A 19,122-nucleotide genomic window follows, 5' to 3' on the forward strand; every position below is an offset into this window, starting at 1 on the left:
CTCCGAAAATCTTTTGAATGACGGCGTCACCCTTGGGGTGACGCCGCGTAGGCATCACGCCTTACTTCGCAGCCCAGGAATTGAAGCGCTGCTCCAGTTGCTCACCGTTGTCAGCCCAGAAGCTGACGTCGATCTGCACCTGGTTGGCGATGTTTTCCGGGGTGGTCGGCATGTCTTTCAGGACATCCTTGGCCAGCAGCGGTACAGCCTGGGTGTTGGCCGGCCCGTAGGCGATGTTTTCCGAATAGGTCTTCTGCTGTTGCGGTTGCACCGAATAGGCGATGAATTTCTTCGCCGCTTCCGCACGCTTGGCGTCCAGGCCTTTCGGGATGGCCCATGCGTCGAAGTCGTAGATGCCGCCGTTCCACACCACTTTCAGGTTGGATTCTTTCTGCACGGCAGCGATCCGGCCGTTGTAGGCCGAGCTCATGACCACGTCACCGGACGCGAGGTATTGCGGCGGCTGGGCACCGGCTTCCCACCACTGGATGCTTGGCTTGAGTTCGTCCAGTTTCTTGAATGCGCGATCCTGACCATCTTTGCTGGCCAACACTTTGTAGACGTCTTTCGGCGCAACACCGTCGGCCATCAGTGCGAATTCGAGGGTGTACTTGGCGCCTTTGCGCAGGCCGCGCTTGCCCGGGAATTTCTTGGTGTCCCAGAAGTCCGCCCAGCTGCTCGGTGCGGTTTTCAGCTTGTCGGCGTTGTAGGCCAGCACGGTCGACCACACGAAGAAGCCCACGCCACACGGCTGGATCGCGCCCTTGACGTAGTCTTCGGTCTTGCCGAACAGCGCAGGATCGAGTTGCTCGAACATGTCTTCGTCGCAGCCACGGGACAGTTCCGGCGATTCAACCTCTACCAGATCCCAGGACACGCTCTTGGTGTCGACCATGGCTTTGACCTTGGCCATCTCACCGTTGTACTCGCCGGCGACGATCTTGCCGTTGCCTGATGCTTCCCACGGTGCGTAGAAGGCTTTGACTTGCGCCGCCTTGTTCGCCCCGCCAAACGACACCACGGTCAGATCCGGGCCAGCGGCCATTGCGCTTGCCGCACCCATCAGGCCCAGGGTCAGGGCTGTGAACTTCAGGGATCTCAACATTTATTGTTCTCTCCACGTGCAGGGTTGGTGTTGGTATTGCCGGGGCGATTAATGCGCCTCTAGAAGTGGGTCGAGTGCACGAACGTGCTCGACCTGCCAGCCAAGCGGAACCACGTCGCCGACCGCGAGCGCTGGATCGAGCTCGGCAATCGGTTGTTTCACGAAGAAGTCAGTCTTGCCGCAGACTTCCAGGCGCACCCGGACGTGGTCGCCCAGATAGATGAATTCGGCCACCCGCCCGGAGAAGCGGTTGACGCATTGATCGCTCGAACCGTTGAGGCTGACGCGCTCCGGACGGATCGACAGGGTGACCGGTTCACCGGTCTGGCCGATGTTGACCGCCAGCGCCTCGACCTTTTCCCCACGCCCCAACTCGACCACACAGCGCTCGCCGCTCTGGCTGAGCAGGCGACCGTTGAGGCGGTTGTTCTCGCCGATGAAGTTGGCGACGAAGGTGTTTTTCGGTTCTTCGTAGAGGGTGCGCGGCGGGGCGATCTGTTGGATCTCACCTTGATGGAATACAGCGACGCGATCGGACATGGTCAGGGCTTCGCCCTGGTCGTGGGTCACGTAGACCACGGTCACGCCGAGGCGCTGGTGCAGGTGTTTGATTTCCATCTGCATGTGTTCGCGCAGCTGTTTGTCGAGGGCGCCGAGGGGTTCGTCCATCAGCACCAACTGCGGTTCGAACACCAGCGCACGGGCCAGCGCCACACGTTGTTGCTGGCCGCCGGACAACTGCGCCGGATAGCGCGAAGCGAAGGCATCGAGCTGGACCATGCTCAGGACTTTCTTGACCTTGTCGCTGACATCGCTCTTGTTCAGGCCGCGCACGGTCAGCGGGAACGCCAGGTTCTCGGCGACGGTCATGTGCGGGAACAGCGCGTAGTTCTGGAACACCATGCCGATATCGCGTTTGTGCGGCGGCACGTTGTTGATCGCCCGCCCGGCCAGGAGGATTTCACCGGCGGTCGGTGTTTCGAAACCGGCGAGCATCATCAGGCTGGTGGTCTTGCCGGAGCCGGACGGCCCGAGCAGGGTCAGGAACTCGCCCTTGCGGATGTCCAGGTTGAGGTCTTTGACGATCAGGTTCTCGCCGTCGTAGCTCTTCTGCACTCCACGAAAGCTGACCAGCACATCGCTGGCCCCTGCGTTTGATTCGACCTGGCTCATACCCACACCTTTGTTATTGATGACTGCTGTGGGATTAAGCCTAGTGGCTGCTTGCGGTCACGCAAATCGGGGCGCAGGAGAGAATCGCCTCAGCCGGATGGAAGGCCGGGGGTAGGGATTGCCCTACAAGGATGGCGCGTTTGGACACGTCAGGTGCGAGCCCTGAAGTTCCAGCCGCAGGAACCGGCAAAAGCGCCTGTCGTTATTGGATATGCGGATTAAAGGAGCTTGTGTTCCATCGCATACTTCACCAGCTCGGCGAGTGAAGTGATGTTGAGCTTCTGCATCAGCCGCGCCTTGTGGGTGCTGATGGTCTTGCTGCTCAGGGCCAGTTGCTGGGCGATGTCGTTGACGTTGGCGCCCTGGGCCAGGCGCTCGAATACCGAGAATTCGCGTTCGGACAACAACGAATGCAGCGGTCGTGTATCGGTCAGGCCGACTTCGAAGACCATGCGGTCGGCCAGTTCCGGATCGATGTAGCGCCCGCCCGCCGCGACCTTGCGAATCGCCGTCAGCAACAGCGCCGGATCGCTGTCCTTGGTCGCATACCCGGCGGCGCCGACCTTCAGCGCCCGGGCGGCCATTTGCGCCTCGTCGTGCATCGACAGCACCAGAATCGCCGGCGGGTTGTTCAGTGCGCGGATACGCGGAATCGCTTCCAGCCCGTTGACCCCGGGCATGGAAATATCCAGCAGCACTACCTCGCACGGCACACAGCGCAGGGTTTCGAGCAACTGCTCGCCATTGCTCGCCTCCCCCACCACTTGCAGATCCTTGGCCAGGCCGATCAATTGCTTGATGCCTTCGCGAACGATGGTGTGGTCTTCGGCTACCAGTACACGGATCACTTACTTCTCCTCATCCAGTGGCACCCGCACGCTCAGCGTGGTGCCCTCGCCCGGTTCGCTGTCGAGTGACAACTGCCCGCCCATGATCAACACCCGCTCACGCATGCCCACCAGCCCAAAGGACGTCGGCCTGCCCGCAGCGGCGACAAATCCTACGCCATCATCGCTGACTGTCAGACACAAATCGGCGCCTTCGAGCGCCAGCGTCAGTTCCACAGTATGCGCCTGGGCATGGCGCATGACGTTGGTCAGCGCTTCCTGAAGGATGCGGAACAGGCCAATAGCCTTGGCATCGCTCAGCGGCGGCAGATTGTCCGGCACCTGCACCAGACACGGAATCTGCGTACGCGCCTCGAATCGCCGGGCCTGCCACTCGATTGCCGAGGCAATCCCCGCATCGAGGATCGGCGGGCGCAATGCCGTTGCCACATCGCGCACCAACTGGAACAACTGCGCAATCAGGCGCTTCATGCTGTTCAGGCGTTCGTTCAGACCCGGATCGAGTTGCGCGTAGGCCAGTTCGCACATCGATGTCTCCAGTTTCAGCACCGTCAACATCTGCCCCAGCTCATCGTGAACCTCGCGGGCAATGCGTGCTTTTTCCTCTTCCCGCACGCTTTCGAGATGCGCCGACAGCTCGCGCAGTTGTTCGCGCGATGCCGCCAGTTCCAGTTCGATGCGTTTGCTTTCGGTGATGTCCCAGACGATGCCGTCCCAGACGTAGGCGCCGTCCTCCAGTTGCCGGGTGATGGCCTTGATCTCGGCCCAGCGCTGTTCGCCCTGCCGCGTCAGGATCCGCCCCTGCCACGACCAGTCGCTGTCGGTGTCCAGCGCCCGGTCCTGAGTCTGGTGATAACCGGCCTTGTCGTCCGGGTGCACCAGGCTGCGCAGGCCCATGTCGCGATGGGCGATGGCGGCCGGCGCGTAGCCCACCAGACTTTCGCTGCCCTCGCTGATGTAGGCAAAGTCGATCTGCCCGGTCACCGGCGCCCGCTCCAGGCGGAACACCAGCCCCGGCACGTTGGCGGCGATGCCCTGCAAGCGCGCCTCGCTTTCCTGCAACGCGGCCAGGGCACGTCGACGTTCAGTCACGTCGGTGAGGTAGACCACCAGATACTCGCTGTCGCGAAAGCGCAGAAAACTCAACGACACATCCGCCGGCAGGATGCTGCCATCGGCGCGCACACAACTCGTTTCAAAGCTGAGCGGCCCTTCTTCACTGGCCCGGGCGCGTTTCCACAGGTTGAGCCAGCGATCCATGTGCAGGCCGGGTTCGAAGTCGATCAGCGGTCGTTCGATCAGCGCGCCCTGTGGATAACCGAGCATGTGCTCCGCCGCGCGGTTGGCGTAGCGCACGTGGCTGTCCCAGTTGACCCAGAGGATGCCGACGGTGCTCTGATCGATGGAAAACTGGGTCAGGCGCAGGGCTTCTTCGCTGGCGGCGCGCAGGGCGATGTCTTCCCGGGCGGCGAGCAGGCGTTGTTCAAGGCTGTGTTGCTGGCGCCGCTGCCAGAAGACGATTGCCGCACAACTGAGCAGCAACACGGCGAACAACAGGCTCAGGTTCTGCCAGAACCCCGGCGACTCCGAGAGCCGCGGGTATTTGGGTTGCAGCCATTGGGTGTGCAGGCGCTCCAGATCTTTTGCCGGGATCGCCCGCAAGGCACTTTCGACAATCCCGGCCAGCTCCGGCCAGTCACGACGGGTGGCGACCCGCAGCAGCTGCGGTAGACCAATGTCGCCGACCACGACCAGCCCGGCAAACTCCGGTTCTGTCGACAGCCGCCCCAATTGCGCTTCGTCCACCACCGCGTAAGACGCCTGCTGACTCAACAACAACTGCAACGCCTGACGTTCCAGCGGCACGCCTTGCAGATTCAAATGGGGATAGTTGCCGCGCAAGTAATCGGCGGTGACGCTGGGCATGCGCACGGCTACCCGGGCCTGGCTGTCGAGTTTTTCCAGCTCGACCGAACTGCTCACTTTCTGGTCGCTGACCACCAGTTGCGGCACGCGCATGTAGGGATCGGAAAACTGCCAGAGACGCAGCGAGCCGGGCGTCTGGGTCAGGCCCGGCGCAATATCGATTTCGCCGTCCCGCGCGGCGGCTTCAAGTTGTTCCAGATCGGGGAAGTTGCGCCAGCTGAGTTCGATGTCGAGGGCCTTGGCCATCCATTTCATCAACTCGACATTGGCCCCGGACAGCCGCTGCAAGCGCCGGTCGTATTGCGCGTACGGCGCCTGCAGAATCAGACCGACGCGCAATTCATTGTGCTGCACCAGCCACTGTTGCTGGCTCGTCGACAACTGCGCAACATGGCTCGGCGGCGCAGGCGCGGCCCACCCCATCAAGGGAAACGCCAGACAGCCGATAACCCACAGGCAGCAAAAACGCATCATTGAAATCCCATACACTGACAAATTCTGACCAACCCATTAGGCTGCCGGGATACTTTCTGGCCTGGAATAACCGATGCCCCCTGTCTCTCGCCTGGCAATGCCAGCATTGTGCCTGTCGCTGATCCTGCCTTGTGCGTTTTCCGTCGAAGCCGCCGATCCGGCACCCGCCGCAGCCGCGGAAAAACCCGCCGAAGAAAAACCGGTCGAACGCCAGCCATTGCTTGAGCGTAGTCAGGAAGAAGCCTCGGCACTCGAACGCAAAGTCCCGGCCCAGGAACAGCAACAGTTGCAGGCCGGCAGCGACACTTTCCTCGCGCTGTGGAAACCGGCCAACACGGCTGACCCCAAAGGCGTGGTGATCCTCATCCCCGGCGCCGGCGAAACCGCTGACTGGCCCCAGGCAATCGGCCCGCTGCGACGTAAATTGCCGGACGTCGAGTGGAACAGCCTGAGTATCACCCTGCCCGACCTGCAAAGCGATGCCATCGCACCACGCGTGATCGAAGCGCCCGCAGCGCCGAAAACCGCCGATGCAGGCAGCAAGGATTCGACCACTGCCGAACCGATCGAGCAAGCCGCTGGCGGTGAAGCGGATGTGGCGGACAAGGTCGTCGCCGAAACCACCGAAGAACAGGCCAAGGCCGACGCCGAACGAATCTTCGCCCGCATCGACGCAGCGATTGCCTACGCCGAACAGCAAGGCGCGCACAGCATCGTGGTGCTCGGGCACGGCACCGGTGCCTATTGGGCCGCGCGTTTCCTGAACGAAAAGCAGACGGCACAAGTGGAAAAACTGGTGATGGTCGCCGCGCAAGTGCCGCCCAAGGCCAAGCCTGAACTGGCAGAACTGACGCCACTGCTGAAGCTGCCGACCGCCGATATCTTCTATATGGACAAGCCGCTGGATCGCAACGCCGCACTGGAGCGTTTGCAGGCCAGCAAGCGCTTGAAGACGTCGGCGTTCAGCCAGGTCGCGCTCAAGGCGTTGCCCGACAACAAGGCCGAGCAGGAACAATTGTTCCGCCGGGTGCGCGGCTGGTTGAATCCGCAAACCCCGGACTGACCGACCGCACAAAAAAAGATCGCAGCCTGGGCTGCGATCTTTTTTTCGTCTAGCGGAAATCCCGCCGCTCGCGAATCAATGTGTAGGCATTGTGCAAGTCGCGAGTTCTTTCCGTTGCCTCGAGCACCTGTGCCGCCGTCGCACCAGTCCCGGCCACCTTGTCCGGATGATGGCGGCTGAGCAGGCGACGATAGGCGCGTTTGATCTGTGCCGGTTCGCTGGTCGCCGACACGCCGAGCAGGCGCATCGCATCCTGGTAACTCACCGCTGCGCTGACGATCGGGCGCTTGTTCGGCTCGTAATCCGCCGCCAGCGCCTGAATCTGGTGAGTCGTCCAGCCCAGCCACTTGCCCCATTGCGCCAGCAGTTCGCGCTCGCTGCTGCCGGCCCGACCATCGGCCCAGACCATCCGCCAGCAGGCGCGCAACACGCCTTCGGCCGCATGGGGCTGAGCGCTGAGACGCCGCAGATAACCGCGCAGGCGATCCCCGCCGGACTTGCCGCGATTGAACGCGGCAATGGCCCGGCGCTGCGCCGGCTCGCTCATGTCCAGCGCGCGCATCTCCTGACGCGCCTGCTGGATATGACCGTCGGTGACCCGCCCGTCACTCTTGGCCAGACGCCCGAGCAAGACGAACAACAACTCGTCGTTGCGCAGCATCGGCTGGCCGCCGAGTTTTTCCCGCAAATGCCCCCAGCTCTGCAAATGCAGGCGCCGATCCAGCGCCTGCCCCAACAAAGCCCCAAGCATGGCCCCCGGAATGCTGGCGATAGCAAAACCCGCTCCGGCTCCAATCAGAGTCCCTGGCCACAACATATCAGCGACTCGCTTCTATCAAGGTTTCGGCTTCAGCCAGACGCTCGTGCGTGCCGACATCGACCCAGTGGCCTTTCAGTCGCTCACCGCTCACCTGCCCGTCCGCCATGGCTTTGCGCAGCAACGGTGCCAGTTTGAAGGCGCCGTCCGTGCAGCCATCGAACAATTGCGGGTGCAGCACAGCGATGCCGCTGTAGGTCAGGGTCGCCGTCTCCGGTTGCCCGTCCTGCACCTGGTCGCCGACCAGACAGAAATCGCCCGTCGGGTGATGGGCCGGATTGTCCGCCAGCACCAGATGCGCCAGCCCGGTGATCGGCTGGTGCAGCACGCTGAAGTCGTAATCGGTCCAGATGTCACCGTTGACCACCAGGAACGCTTCGTCACCGAGCAACGGCAAGGCGCGGAAGATACCGCCACCGGTCTCCAGAGGTTCGCCTTCGGGCGAGTAACGGATGCTCAGGCCGAATTGCGAACCGTCGCCCAGGTAATCTTCGATCTGCTGACCGAGCCAGGCATGGTTGATCACGATGTCGCTGAAACCCGCCGTCGCCAGGGCACGCAGGTGGTACTCAATCAACGGTACGCCAGCGGCACGCACCAGCGGTTTGGGGGTGGTCAGGGTCAGCGGGCGCATGCGCTCGCCTTTGCCGGCCGCCAGAATCATTGCCTTCATGCAGTCACTCCGCCACGCAGGCTGACCAGCAGTGCCTGCAGTTGCGCCAATTCCGGACGGCGTGCGATCACCGCTTCTATATAAGAGAAGAAGCGCGGCACATCGCCGAGGTAGCGTGGCTTGCCGTCGCGGTGACAGATGCGGGCGAAGATCCCGATGACTTTGAGGTGGCGTTGCACACCCATCAGGTCGCTGGCGCGCAGGAAGTCTTCGAAGTCCGGCTGCACGGGGATGTTCAACGCTGCCGCCTGCTGCCAGTAGTTTTCCAGCCAGCCACGTACGCGTTCTTCAGGCCAACTGAGGAAGGCGTCCTTGAACAGACAGGTCACGTCGTAGGTCACCGGGCCGTACACCGCGTCCTGGAAATCCAGCACGCCGGGGTTCGGCTCGCTGAGCATCAGGTTGCGCGGCATGTAGTCGCGGTGCACCAGCACTTTTGGCTGGGCCAGCGCGCTGTCGATCAGCAGATCGCTGACCTGTTGCCATTGCTGCTGTTGCGTGGCGTCGAATTCCACACCCAGTTCGCGTTTCACGTACCACTCGGGGAACAGTTCCAGCTCGCGACGCAACAGCGCGACGTCATAACTCGGCAGCGGTGCCACCATCGGCAACTGCTGAAATGCCAGCAGCGACTGCAAGGCATCGCTGAACAATGCATCGGCATTTTCGCTGTCGATCACGTCGAGATAGGTCTTGTTGCCCAGGTCATTGAGCAAAAGAAATCCGCGCTCGAGGTCCTCGGCATAAATTTTCGGCACGTTAATTCCGGATTTCGCCAGCAAAAAGGCGATATCCACGAACGGTTTGCAGTTTTCCTGGGGCGGCGGCGCGTCCATCACGACGAAACTGCGACCGGCGCCTTCCCAACGGAAATAACGGCGGAAACTCGCGTCGCTGCTGGCCGCAGTCAACGTGGCCGGGGGTACGACACCCCAGCCCTGATCGGCAAAAAGGGTTGCCAACTGCTCATCGAGCCAAACTTTCAGGTGTTGCAAGCGTACATCTTGGTCAGGCATTGCAAGGGTCTCCGACGGCGCTAGCCGTCAAGCGGGTCATGCTTTATTATCCAGCATCTTTTTCAGACCATCGAGAGGCGTGCGGCCCACACCGCGGGCAGATGGCACGCAGGAAGCCCGGACTAATAAGATGGCATTGAAATCCCCCGCGTTTCGTAAAAAATTTCCGTTGTTGGTAACCGGCAGTCTGCTGGCTATGCAACCTCTGGCCAGTTCATTCGTTGTCGCCGCCGAGCAGTATGACTGCGCCGTCTCGGCTACGGGCGGCTGGGCCTGTTCGCCAAAGACGTCGGCGGCTGCATTGCCACCGCGTCCGGTGCATGACGGCAGTGCCGTCAGCGCCACCGGCGAAACCCCGGCCGAGAACGGCAGCGTTTCGGACTCCGGTCCCAAACCCGTGCTGGTCACCGAGTCCAAGGGCCGCGGCCTGAAATCCCGTAGCGAAGACTACAGTCACCTCGACTGGGTTCCGCGCGAGAAGCTCACCGCCGCCCAACTGGCCGAGACAGGTCCTTACTGCTCTGGTTCCTATATCGAACCAATTCGTCCTGGCATGAATGACAAGACGAATAAAAGTGACGCCCCGACCTTCATCGGCGCGAAAGCCTCGCGCTATAACACCGAAGATCAGGTCGGCACGCTGGCCGGTGACGTGGTTCTGCGTCAGGGCAGCATGCAGGTCGAGTCCCAGGAAGCGAGCCTCTATCAGGCCGAGAGCCGCGCCGAACTCAAGGGCGACGTGCGCATCCGCGACAATGGCGCGCTGATCGTCGGCGACCACGCCGATGTGCAGCTCGACACCGGTGAAGCGAAAGTCGACAACGCCGAATACGTGATGCACAAGTCGCGCATCCGCGGTAACGCGCTGTACGCCAAGCGCGCCGAGAACGCGATCATCCGCTTGAAGGACGGCACGTACACCACGTGCGAACCGAACAGCAACGCCTGGCAGCTCAAGGGCAACAACATTACCCTGAACCCTGCCACCGGCTTCGGTACCGCGACCAACGTGACACTGCGGGTCAAGGACATTCCGATCCTGTACACCCCGTACATCTATTTCCCGATCGACGACCGTCGTCAGTCGGGCTTCCTGCCGCCGACCATCGGCACCGGCAGCGACACCGGCTTCATGCTGGTCACCCCGTACTACTTCAACCTGGCACCGAACTACGATGCCACGTTGTACCCGCGCTACATGAGCAAGCGCGGCATGTTGGTGGAAGGCGAATTCCGTTATCTGACCAAATCCAGCGAAGGTCAGTTCGGCGCCGCGTACCTCAACGACGAAGACACCGATCGCAGCAAGCAGACCGATTACGAAAAAAATCGCTACATGTACAACTGGCAACACAAGGGCGGTCTCGACTCCCGCGTGTTCACCCAGGTTGACTACACCAAGATCAGCGATCCGTACTACTTCCAGGACCTGACCACCGACCAGATCGGCGTGAAGAGCCAGGACTTCGTGAATCAGCAGGGTCTGGTTGCCTACCGTGGCGATAACTACACCGCCATCCTGAATGCTCAGCAGTATCAGCTGGCAACCGTTTCGAACATCACACCTTACGGGCGCCTGCCGCAGATCACCTTCAATGGCAAACTGCCGTACCACCCGGAAGGTCTGAACTTCGATTACGAGACCGAACTCGTTCGCTTTGACCGCGATCTGAAAACCGGTGACTTCGTCAACGAAGACGGCACTGTCTCGCCGCGCCTGGATACCAACGTGACCGGCCTGGCTCGTGCCAACGGTGATCGCCTGAATCTGAAGCCTGGCGTCAGCCTGCCGCTGAACTGGACGTATGGCTTCCTCAAGCCATCGCTCAAGTACCAGTACACCCAGTACCAACTGGACCTGGACGGCCAGGGCAAAAGCGACATCGTTGCCCAGAAGGCATTCGCTGCAGCGAACGGCGCCCGATACGTCAACGGTAATTTTGGCAGCAACCAAAACCGTGGCGTGCCGATCGCCAGCATCGACAGCGGCCTGTACTTCGACCGCAACACATCGTTCTTTGGCAAGAACTACCGCCAGACCCTGGAACCGCGTCTGTTCTACCTCTATGTACCTGAGGTGGATCAAGAAGACATTCCAGTGTTCGACACCAGCGAATACACGTTCAACTATTCCTCGCTGTTCCGTGACAACCGTTTCTCCGGTTCCGACCGGGTCGGCGACGAGAACAAGCTTTCGTTGGGTGTAACCAGCCGCTGGATCGAAGACGACGGCTTCGAACGTCAACGTATCAGTGTCGGCCAGGCCTTGTACTTCAAGGATCGCGAAGTCCAACTGCCAGGTATCGATCCAAAGACCCGCGACGATGCGCATTCCAACGTTTCGCCTTATGCGCTGGAATACGAATACCGCTGGAACCGCGACTGGCGCACCACTGCCGACTACAACTGGGATCCGGACAGCCGCAGCCCACGTTCCGGCAGCGCGATGTTCCACTACCAGCCTGAAGACAACCCGAACAAGGTGGTCAACCTCGGTTATCGCTATCGCAACGACCAGGTTCGTTACGACCAGAACACCGGCAAATGGTCGGTGGGTGGTGGCGACTACGGCACCCCGGGCCAGCCTGGCTACGTGAAGGACTACTACAAGATCCAGCAGCATGACTTCTCGGTCATCTGGCCGATCGTTCCACAGTGGAGCGCAATCAGCCGCTGGCAGTACGACTACAACCGCAACCGTACACTGGAAGCCTTCGGTGGTTTCGAGTACGACAACTGCTGCTGGAAACTGCGCCTGATCAACCGTTACTGGGTTTCCTACGACGAGTTCAGTCAGGAAGCTCCGCAAAACGAAAAAGGCGACCACGGCGTCTTCCTACAAATTGTTCTGAAGGGACTCGGCGGCCTCACTGGCGCCAAAGTAGAGAGCTTCCTCGACAAAGGCATCCAAGGTTATCGTCAACGTGAAGACCAAGCTTTCTGATTGTCTGCGCCCGCTGATGCTGGGCGCGCTGTTCCTGGGTACCGCGGCCAACGCCGCGGTGCAGTCCATCGATAAAGTGGTGGCCATCGTCGACAACGACGTGGTCATGCAGAGCCAGCTGGATCAACGCGTCCACGAAGTTCAGCAAACCATCGCCAAGCGCGGTGGCGGCTTGCCGCCTCCGGGCGTACTGGACCAACAGGTGCTCGAGCGCCTGATCGTCGAAAACCTGCAACTGCAGATCGGCGAACGTTCCGGTATCCGCATCACCGATGAAGAACTGAACCAGGCTGTCGGCACCATTGCCCAGCGCAACAACATGACTGTCGATCAGTTCCGCGCAGCCCTGGCTCACGACGGCCTGAGTTACGAAGGCGCCCGTGAGCAGATCCGCAAGGAAATGGTCATCAGCCGCGTGCGTCAGCGCCGTGTTGCAGAACGCATTCAGGTATCGGAGCAGGAAGTGAAGAACTTCCTCGCCTCCGACCTGGGCAAGATGCAACTGTCCGAAGAGCTGCACCTGGCCAACATCCTGATTCCGACCCCGGAAAGCGCCAACTCTGAAGCAATTCAGAGCGCTGCACGTCAGGCGATGGAGGTTTATCAGCAACTCAAGCAAGGCGCCGATTTCGGTCAACTGGCCGTTGCCAAGTCCGGCAGCGACAACGCTCTGGAAGGCGGCGACATGGGCTGGCGTAAAGCTGCTCAACTGCCACCGCCGTTCGACCGCGAGTTGAGCAGCATGGCTGTCGGCGACATCACTCAGCCAGCACGCACTCCGGGTGGTTTCATCATCCTGAAGCTGCTGGAAAAACGCGGCGGCGAAAGCCAGATGCGCGATGAAGTGCATGTGCGCCACATCCTGGTCAAGCCAAGTCCGGTTCGCGACGAAGCAAAGACCAAGGAACTGGCTCAATCGCTCTATAACCGCATCTCGGCCGGTGAAGATTTCGCCGAACTGGCCAAGAAGTATTCGGAAGACCCAGGCTCTGCCCTCAACGGCGGCGACCTGAACTGGATCGACCCGAACGCACTGGTACCGGAATTCCGCGCCGTGATGGCCAAGTCCCCTCAGGGTCAGCTGTCCAAGCCATTCCAGACCCAGTACGGCTGGCACGTTCTGGAAGTCCTTGGCCGTCGCGCCACTGACAGCACCGAACAGGCCCGTGAGCAGCAAGCCATGACCGTACTGCGTAACCGCAAATACGATGAAGAGCTGCAAACCTGGCTGCGTCAGATCCGTGACGAAGCGTACGTAGAGATCAAACTCCCTGGTGCAGACCAGGCAGCGCAGTGAAACCCAAGCGTTTCGCGCTGACACCCGGCGAACCAGCCGGCATCGGTCCCGACCTGTGCCTGCTGCTCGCCTCGCAAGCCCAGCCACATCCCCTGATTGCCATCACCAGCCGCGACCTGCTCCAAGAGCGGGCCGCGCAGCTGGGGCTGGCCGTCAGTCTGCTGCCTGTGTCGCCCGGTCAATGGCCGGATCTTCCGGCGCCGGCCGACAGCCTTTATGTCTGGGACACCCCGCTCAGCGCCCCCGTGGTCGCCGGGCAACTGGACAAGGCCAACGCCGCATTCGTTCTTGAAACCCTGACCCGCGCCGGCAATGGCTGTCTGAACGGCGATTTCGCCGGGATGATCACCGCCCCGGTGCACAAGGGCGTGATCAACGAATCGGGCATCGCTTTTTCCGGCCACACCGAATTCCTCGCCGACCTGACCCACACCGCCCAGGTCGTGATGATGCTCGCTACCCGCGGTTTGCGCGTGGCGCTGGTCACCACTCACCTGCCCCTGCGCGACATCGCCGATGCGATCACGCCGGAGCGACTGGAACGGGTCACGCGAATTCTGCACGCCGACCTGCAAGACAAATTCGGCATCGCCCAACCGCGCATCCTGGTCTGCGGACTCAACCCGCACGCCGGTGAAGGTGGACACCTGGGCCATGAAGAAATCGACATCATCGAACCCACATTGGAGCGCCTGCGCGGCGAGGGCATGGACCTTCGTGGCCCGCTGCCTGCCGACACTCTGTTTACCCCCAAATATCTGGAGCACTGCGACGCAGTGCTGGCGATGTACCACGACCAGGGCCTGCCCGTGCTCAAGTACAAAGGCTTCGGCGCTGCGGTCAACGTGACCCTGGGCCTGCCGATCATCCGCACCTCCGTCGACCACGGCACCGCCCTGGATCTGGCCGGTAGCGGCAAGATCGACACCGGCAGCCTGCAGGTCGCCCTGGAAACCGCCTACCAGATGGCCGAGACCCGTTTATGACCGAGCAATACCAACACAAGGCGCGCAAACGCTTTGGCCAGAACTTCCTGCACGATGCTGGCGTCATCGACCGCATCCTGCGCTCCATCAGCGCCAAGCCTGACGACCGGATGCTGGAAATCGGCCCGGGCCAGGGCGCATTGACCGCAGGCCTGCTGAACAGCGGTGCACAGCTCGACGTGGTGGAACTGGACAAGGACCTGATCCCGATCCTCAACCAGCAGTTCGCCGGCAAGAGCAACTTCAACCTGCATCAGGGCGATGCGCTGAAGTTCGACTTCAATACCCTGAACGCCGCACCGAACAGCCTGCGCGTGGTCGGCAACCTGCCGTACAACATCTCCACGCCGCTGATTTTTCACCTGCTGAACAACGCCAGCATCATCCGCGACATGCACTTCATGCTGCAGAAGGAAGTGGTTGAGCGTCTCGCCGCAGGTCCGGGTGGTGGTGACTGGGGCCGTCTGTCGATCATGGTTCAGTACCATTGCCGGGTCGAGCACCTGTTCAACGTCGGCCCGGGTGCTTTCAACCCGCCGCCGAAGGTCGACTCGGCCATCGTCCGCCTGGTGCCGCACGCGGTACTGCCGCACCCGGCCAAGGACCATCGCCTGCTGGAGCGCGTCGTGCGCGAAGCCTTCAACCAGCGCCGCAAGACCTTGCGCAACACCCTCAAACAATTGCTGAGCAACGCTGAAATCGAAGCCGCCGGCGTCGATGGCAGTCTGCGCCCCGAGCAGCTTGACCTGGCGGCATTCGTGCGCCTGGCCGACAAGCTCGCCGAACAGCCCGCACCAACACCCGCTGCCGACTGACAGGCAAGCATTGCGCTCGGGCAGGACACCGCTCTGGTCTCCTGCCCGATACTTGCCTAGACTCAACCCATCGGCGACACCCCGCGTTCCGCTTTGTCCTTAAGGCCTTTTGCATGTCTGATCCTCGTTATCAGGTCGATGTCAGTGTCGTAACTCACTATCTGGCAGACCAATCGCAACCCGAGCACGACCGCTTTGCCTTCGCCTACACCATCACCGTGCAGAACAATGGCGAGCAGCCAGCCCGACTGATCTCCCGGCATTGGGTGATCACCGATGGCGACGGTCATGTCGAAGAGGTGCGCGGCGCCGGCGTGGTGGGCCAACAGCCACTGATCGACGCGGGAAAAAGCCACACCTACAGCAGCGGCACGGTCATGACCACCAAGGTCGGCACCATGCAGGGCAGCTATGAAATGGTCGCCAGCGACGGCAAGCATTTCGACGCAATCATCAAACCCTTCCGCCTCGCCGTTCCCGGAGCCCTGCACTAATGGCGACGTATGCCGTCGGCGACCTGCAAGGCTGCCTCGAACCGCTCAAGTGCCTGCTCAAGCAGGTCGCGTTCGACCCGGCAGTGGATCGGTTGTGGCTGGTGGGTGACCTGGTCAACCGTGGCCCGCAATCGCTGGAAACCCTGCGCTTCCTTTATGGCATGCGTGAATCGCTGGTCTGCGTACTCGGCAACCACGACTTGCACCTGCTGGCGGCGGCGAAAAACATCGAGCGGATGAAGAAGTCCGACACGCTGCGCGAGATTCTGGCAGCGCCGGACTGCGCCGAACTGATGGAATGGCTGCGCCAGCAGAAGCTCATGCACTACGACGAGCAACGTGAAGTCGCCATGGTGCACGCCGGCATTGCACCGCAATGGTCGCTGCGCAAGGCACTGAAGTACGCCGAGGAAGTCGAAACCGCACTGCGCGACGACAACCTGTTCCCGGCCTTCCTTGATGGCATGTATGGCAACGAGCCAGCGAAGTGGGACAGCGAGCTCAAAGGCGTCACCCGCCTTCGGGTCATCACCAACTATTTCACGCGCATGCGTTTCTGCACCGCCGAGGGCAAGCTCGACCTCAAGAGCAAGGAAGGCGTCGACACCGCGCCACCGGGCTACAAGCCCTGGTTCCAGCACAAGGAGCGCAAGACCCGTGGCCTGCGAATCATTTTCGGCCACTGGGCGGCGCTGGAAGGCAATGTCCATGAACCCGGCATTTCAGCCCTCGACACCGGTTGCGTGTGGGGCGGCAGCCTGACCCTGATGAACATCGACAGCTTTGAACGGCTGTCGTGCAAATGCGACGAACACGGCGGCGTCCTGCCCCCGGTCGCGCCATTGATCACCGAATCCTCGCCAGTCAGCGCTGCGCGTTAGACTGCGTTTTCAGCCGAGCCACAGGAACCCGCCATGAGCGAATTCAAACGTATCCCCCCGGAACAGGCCCAGGCCCTGCGCGAGCAAGGTGCCGTGGTGGTCGACGTCCGTGACCCTGCCACATTCGCGGCGCTGCACATCAGCGGCTCGAAGCATCTGGACAATCATTCCCTGCACGCCTTCATCCAGGGGGCCGACCTCGATGCTCCGACCGTCGTGGTCTGCTATCACGGCAACTCGAGCCAGGGTGCTGCGGCGTATCTCGTGAGCCAGGGCTTCTCCGACGTCTACAGCATGGACGGTGGCTTCGAGCTGTGGCGTACGACTTTTCCTTCGGAAACCGCGCAAGGCACCTCCGAATAATTTTTTTGTAACGTGCAAGCCCCGGCTCCCGTGGGCTCGCGCGGTGGCAGACGAACGGTCTGCCACAACTAATTACGTATCTCGCCTTTACCTCCTGAATTCCCAACTATCCTTAAGCCCAGGCCATCCAAAACAGGGGAGAGCCGGTACACCGGCGCACGGGTCATCGGGAGTGACTTTCGCGGTTGTCGATCGCGGAGGGGTTCTGGGGGGTAAACAACAGCTGCCTTAGCGGCTGCTTGCCAGCATCGACTGAGTGATCCGGCGTCGGCTCCACGTATCGAGCGAGGTGACGTCATGAGTATCTTTAGCCACTTCCAACAACGCTTCGAGTCCACACGCCAGGAAGAACTCTCGCTGCAAGAGTACCTGGAGCTGTGCAAGAAAGACCGTAGCGCCTACGCTTCCGCTGCCGAACGTCTGTTAATGGCCATCGGCGAACCGGAGCTGCTCGACACCTCGACCAACTCGAGGCTGTCGCGAATCTTCTCGAACAAGGTGATCCGCCGCTATCCGGCCTTTGAAGACTTCCACGGGATGGAAGAATGCATCGACCAGATCGTGTCGTATTTCCGCCATGCCGCCCAGGGCCTCGAGGAGAAGAAACAGATCCTCTACCTGCTCGGCCCCGTCGGTGGTGGTAAATCCTCCCTGGCCGAGAAGCTGAAACAACTCATGGAAAGAGTGCCTTTCTATGCCATCAAGGGTTCACCGGTTTTCGAATCTCCCCTGGGTCTGTTCAACGCCACCGAAGATGGCGCGATCCTCGAAGAAGACTTCGGCATTCCCCGGCGCTACCTGAACACCATCATGTCGCCATGGGCGACCAAGCGCCTGGCCGAATTCGGCGGCGACATCAGCCAGTTCCGCGTGGTCAAGCTCTACCCGTCGATCCTCAACCAGATCGCCGTGGCCAAGACCGAACCCGGTGACGAGAACAACCAGGACATCTCGGCGCTGGTCGGCAAGGTCGACATCCGCAAACTCGAGGAATATCCGCAGAACGACGCCGATGCCTACAGCTACTCGGGCGCGCTGTGCCGGGCCAACCAGGGTCTGATGGAATTCGTCGAAATGTTCAAGGCACCGATCAAGGTGCTGCACCCGTTGCTGACCGCCACTCAGGAAGGCAACTACAACAGTACCGAAGGCCTCGGCGCGATTCCGTTCACCGGGATCCTGCTGGCCCACTCCAACGAATCGGAGTGGCACACCTTCCGCAACAACAAGAACAACGAAGCCTTCATCGACCGGATCTACATCGTCAAAGTGCCGTACTGCCTGCGGGTCAGCGACGAAGTGAAGATCTACGACAAACTGCTGTTCAACAGTTCCCTGGCCAAGGCCCATTGCGCGCCGGACACCCTCAAGATGCTGGCGCAGTTCACCGTGCTGTCACGCTTGAAGGAGCCGGAAAACTCCAACATCTACTCCAAGATGCGGGTGTACGACGGCGAAAATCTCAAGGACACCGATCCAAAGGCCAAGTCGATCCAGGAATATCGCGACTCGGCGGGCGTCGACGAAGGCATGAACGGTCTGTCGACCCGGTTCGCGTTCAAGATCCTGTCCAAGGTCTTCAACTTCGACCCGCATGAAATCGCCGCCAACCCGGTGCACCTGCTCTATGTGCTGGAACAGCAGATCGAACAGGAACAGTTCCAGGCCGAAACCCGCGAGCGCTATCTGCGCTACCTGAAGGAATACCTGGCGCCGCGTTATATCGAATTCATCGGCAAGGAAATCCAGACCGCCTACCTCGAGTCTTACAGCGAGTACGGCCAGAACATCTTCGACCGCTACGTGCTGTATGCGGACTTCTGGATTCAGGATCAGGAATACCGCGATCCGGAAACCGGCGAGATCCTCAACCGCGTCGCCCTCAACGAGGAACTGGAAAAAATCGAGAAACCGGCCGGCATCAGCAATCCGAAGGATTTCCGCAACGAAATCGTCAACTTCGTACTGCGCGCCCGGGCCAACAACAACGGCAAGAACCCGACCTGGCTCAGCTACGAAAAACTGCGGGTGGTCATCGAGAAGAAAATGTTCTCGAACACCGAGGATCTGCTGCCGGTCATCAGCTTCAATGCCAAGGCCAGCAAAGAGGATCAGCAGAAACACAACGACTTCGTTACACGAATGGTCGAACGCGGCTACACCGACAAACAGGTACGACTGCTCTCCGAGTGGTATCTGCGGGTCAGAAAATCACAGTAAACCGCGGCCGGTCAGACCGGTTGTCGT

The 19,122-nt window shown here is 61.1% G+C and carries 16 protein-coding genes; 9 read left to right on the forward strand and 7 right to left on the reverse strand.

The window, feature by feature from the left end; all coding sequences use genetic code 11:
• Nucleotides 1–61: 61 nt before the first annotated feature.
• From AC1RMX_RS00130 to AC1RMX_RS00145, 4 genes are all read right to left on the reverse strand, one after another.
• Nucleotides 62–1,105, reverse strand: a complete 1,044-nt coding sequence (locus tag AC1RMX_RS00130) for an ABC transporter substrate-binding protein (protein WP_493069984.1) — start codon at nucleotides 1,103–1,105, stop codon at nucleotides 62–64.
• Nucleotides 1,106–1,153: 48 nt separating this feature from the next.
• Entirely contained in the window at nucleotides 1,154–2,278 is a 1,125-nt protein-coding gene (locus AC1RMX_RS00135) for an ABC transporter ATP-binding protein (protein WP_085667439.1), read from the reverse strand.
• Nucleotides 2,279–2,496: 218 nt separating this feature from the next.
• Nucleotides 2,497–3,126 carry a response regulator gene (locus tag AC1RMX_RS00140; protein ID WP_493069986.1) on the reverse strand — a complete coding sequence of 210 codons (630 nt, stop codon included), beginning with the start codon at nucleotides 3,124–3,126 and terminating at the stop codon, nucleotides 2,497–2,499.
• On the reverse strand, nucleotides 3,127–5,526 hold the full coding sequence (locus AC1RMX_RS00145; RefSeq protein WP_493069988.1) for a PAS domain-containing sensor histidine kinase: 2,400 nt from the start codon (nucleotides 5,524–5,526) through the stop codon (nucleotides 3,127–3,129).
• Nucleotides 5,527–5,599: 73 nt separating this feature from the next.
• On the opposite strand from AC1RMX_RS00145, the gene AC1RMX_RS00150 reads away from it, so the two are divergent.
• Nucleotides 5,600–6,589: an alpha/beta hydrolase family protein gene (locus tag AC1RMX_RS00150; RefSeq protein WP_493069991.1), complete on the forward strand. Its 990-nt coding sequence runs from the start codon at nucleotides 5,600–5,602 to the stop codon at nucleotides 6,587–6,589.
• 49 nt (nucleotides 6,590–6,638) lie between these two features.
• Here the strand turns inward: AC1RMX_RS00150 and AC1RMX_RS00155 are convergent, their stop codons facing one another.
• The 3 genes from AC1RMX_RS00155 to AC1RMX_RS00165 are packed head-to-tail and all read right to left on the reverse strand — an operon-like array spanning nucleotide 6,639 to nucleotide 9,095.
• Nucleotides 6,639–7,406 (reverse strand): TerB family tellurite resistance protein, encoded by a 768-nt coding sequence (locus AC1RMX_RS00155; RefSeq protein ID WP_102619793.1) that lies wholly within the window; start codon nucleotides 7,404–7,406, stop codon nucleotides 6,639–6,641.
• A 1-nt stretch (nucleotide 7,407) separates the two neighbouring features.
• A complete protein-coding gene (gene murU, locus AC1RMX_RS00160) occupies nucleotides 7,408–8,079 on the reverse strand; it encodes an N-acetylmuramate alpha-1-phosphate uridylyltransferase MurU (protein WP_096817903.1) in 672 nt (223 codons plus the stop codon).
• On the reverse strand, nucleotides 8,076–9,095 hold the full coding sequence (locus tag AC1RMX_RS00165) for an aminoglycoside phosphotransferase family protein (protein ID WP_102619791.1): 1,020 nt from the start codon (nucleotides 9,093–9,095) through the stop codon (nucleotides 8,076–8,078). Before AC1RMX_RS00165 ends, murU begins: the two co-directional genes overlap by 4 nt.
• Before the next feature lie 130 nt (nucleotides 9,096–9,225).
• Here AC1RMX_RS00165 and AC1RMX_RS00170 point away from each other — a divergent pair, with 130 nt between their 5' ends.
• The 8 genes from AC1RMX_RS00170 (at nucleotide 9,226) to AC1RMX_RS00205 (ending at nucleotide 19,095) form a co-directional block, all read left to right on the forward strand.
• Nucleotides 9,226–12,039, forward strand: a complete 2,814-nt coding sequence (locus AC1RMX_RS00170; RefSeq protein WP_096817900.1) for an LPS-assembly protein LptD — start codon at nucleotides 9,226–9,228, stop codon at nucleotides 12,037–12,039.
• Nucleotides 12,020–13,336, forward strand: coding sequence for a peptidylprolyl isomerase SurA (gene surA / locus AC1RMX_RS00175; protein WP_141401754.1), 1,317 nt, complete (start codon nucleotides 12,020–12,022; stop codon nucleotides 13,334–13,336). The genes AC1RMX_RS00170 and surA overlap by 20 nt, the downstream gene beginning before the upstream one ends.
• On the forward strand, nucleotides 13,333–14,322 hold the full coding sequence (pdxA, locus tag AC1RMX_RS00180; RefSeq protein WP_096817898.1) for a 4-hydroxythreonine-4-phosphate dehydrogenase PdxA: 990 nt from the start codon (nucleotides 13,333–13,335) through the stop codon (nucleotides 14,320–14,322). Before surA ends, pdxA begins: the two co-directional genes overlap by 4 nt.
• Nucleotides 14,319–15,137: a 16S rRNA (adenine(1518)-N(6)/adenine(1519)-N(6))-dimethyltransferase RsmA gene (gene rsmA / locus AC1RMX_RS00185; RefSeq protein ID WP_493069995.1), complete on the forward strand. Its 819-nt coding sequence runs from the start codon at nucleotides 14,319–14,321 to the stop codon at nucleotides 15,135–15,137. Before pdxA ends, rsmA begins: the two co-directional genes overlap by 4 nt.
• 113 nt (nucleotides 15,138–15,250) lie before the next feature.
• A complete protein-coding gene (apaG, locus tag AC1RMX_RS00190; protein ID WP_096817894.1) occupies nucleotides 15,251–15,631 on the forward strand; it encodes a Co2+/Mg2+ efflux protein ApaG in 381 nt (126 codons plus the stop codon).
• Nucleotides 15,631–16,512, forward strand: a complete 882-nt coding sequence (locus AC1RMX_RS00195; RefSeq protein ID WP_096817892.1) for a symmetrical bis(5'-nucleosyl)-tetraphosphatase — start codon at nucleotides 15,631–15,633, stop codon at nucleotides 16,510–16,512. The genes apaG and AC1RMX_RS00195 overlap by 1 nt, the downstream gene beginning before the upstream one ends.
• A 33-nt stretch (nucleotides 16,513–16,545) precedes the next feature.
• Nucleotides 16,546–16,875, forward strand: a complete 330-nt coding sequence (glpE, locus tag AC1RMX_RS00200) for a thiosulfate sulfurtransferase GlpE (RefSeq protein ID WP_007959911.1) — start codon at nucleotides 16,546–16,548, stop codon at nucleotides 16,873–16,875.
• 297 nt (nucleotides 16,876–17,172) lie between these two features.
• Nucleotides 17,173–19,095, forward strand: coding sequence for a PrkA family serine protein kinase (locus AC1RMX_RS00205; protein ID WP_096817891.1), 1,923 nt, complete (start codon nucleotides 17,173–17,175; stop codon nucleotides 19,093–19,095).
• Nucleotides 19,096–19,122: the final 27 nt, after the last annotated feature.

The organism is Pseudomonas sp. GW822-FHT03F04, assembly GCF_058801405.1.

Coding starts and splice junctions, on each gene's coding strand:
- AC1RMX_RS00195 (WP_096817892.1), top strand. CDS start 15,631: ATGGCGACGTATGCCGTCGGCGACCTGCAAGGCTGCCTCGAACCGCTC.
- apaG (WP_096817894.1), top strand. CDS start 15,251: ATGTCTGATCCTCGTTATCAGGTCGATGTCAGTGTCGTAACTCACTAT.
- AC1RMX_RS00205 (WP_096817891.1), top strand. CDS start 17,173: ATGAGTATCTTTAGCCACTTCCAACAACGCTTCGAGTCCACACGCCAG.
- glpE (WP_007959911.1), top strand. CDS start 16,546: ATGAGCGAATTCAAACGTATCCCCCCGGAACAGGCCCAGGCCCTGCGC.
- AC1RMX_RS00155 (WP_102619793.1), bottom strand. CDS start 7,406: ATGTTGTGGCCAGGGACTCTGATTGGAGCCGGAGCGGGTTTTGCTATC.
- rsmA (WP_493069995.1), top strand. CDS start 14,319: ATGACCGAGCAATACCAACACAAGGCGCGCAAACGCTTTGGCCAGAAC.
- AC1RMX_RS00145 (WP_493069988.1), bottom strand. CDS start 5,526: ATGATGCGTTTTTGCTGCCTGTGGGTTATCGGCTGTCTGGCGTTTCCC.
- AC1RMX_RS00135 (WP_085667439.1), bottom strand. CDS start 2,278: ATGAGCCAGGTCGAATCAAACGCAGGGGCCAGCGATGTGCTGGTCAGC.
- murU (WP_096817903.1), bottom strand. CDS start 8,079: ATGAAGGCAATGATTCTGGCGGCCGGCAAAGGCGAGCGCATGCGCCCG.
- AC1RMX_RS00150 (WP_493069991.1), top strand. CDS start 5,600: ATGCCCCCTGTCTCTCGCCTGGCAATGCCAGCATTGTGCCTGTCGCTG.
- AC1RMX_RS00130 (WP_493069984.1), bottom strand. CDS start 1,105: ATGTTGAGATCCCTGAAGTTCACAGCCCTGACCCTGGGCCTGATGGGT.
- AC1RMX_RS00170 (WP_096817900.1), top strand. CDS start 9,226: ATGGCATTGAAATCCCCCGCGTTTCGTAAAAAATTTCCGTTGTTGGTA.
- AC1RMX_RS00165 (WP_102619791.1), bottom strand. CDS start 9,095: ATGCCTGACCAAGATGTACGCTTGCAACACCTGAAAGTTTGGCTCGAT.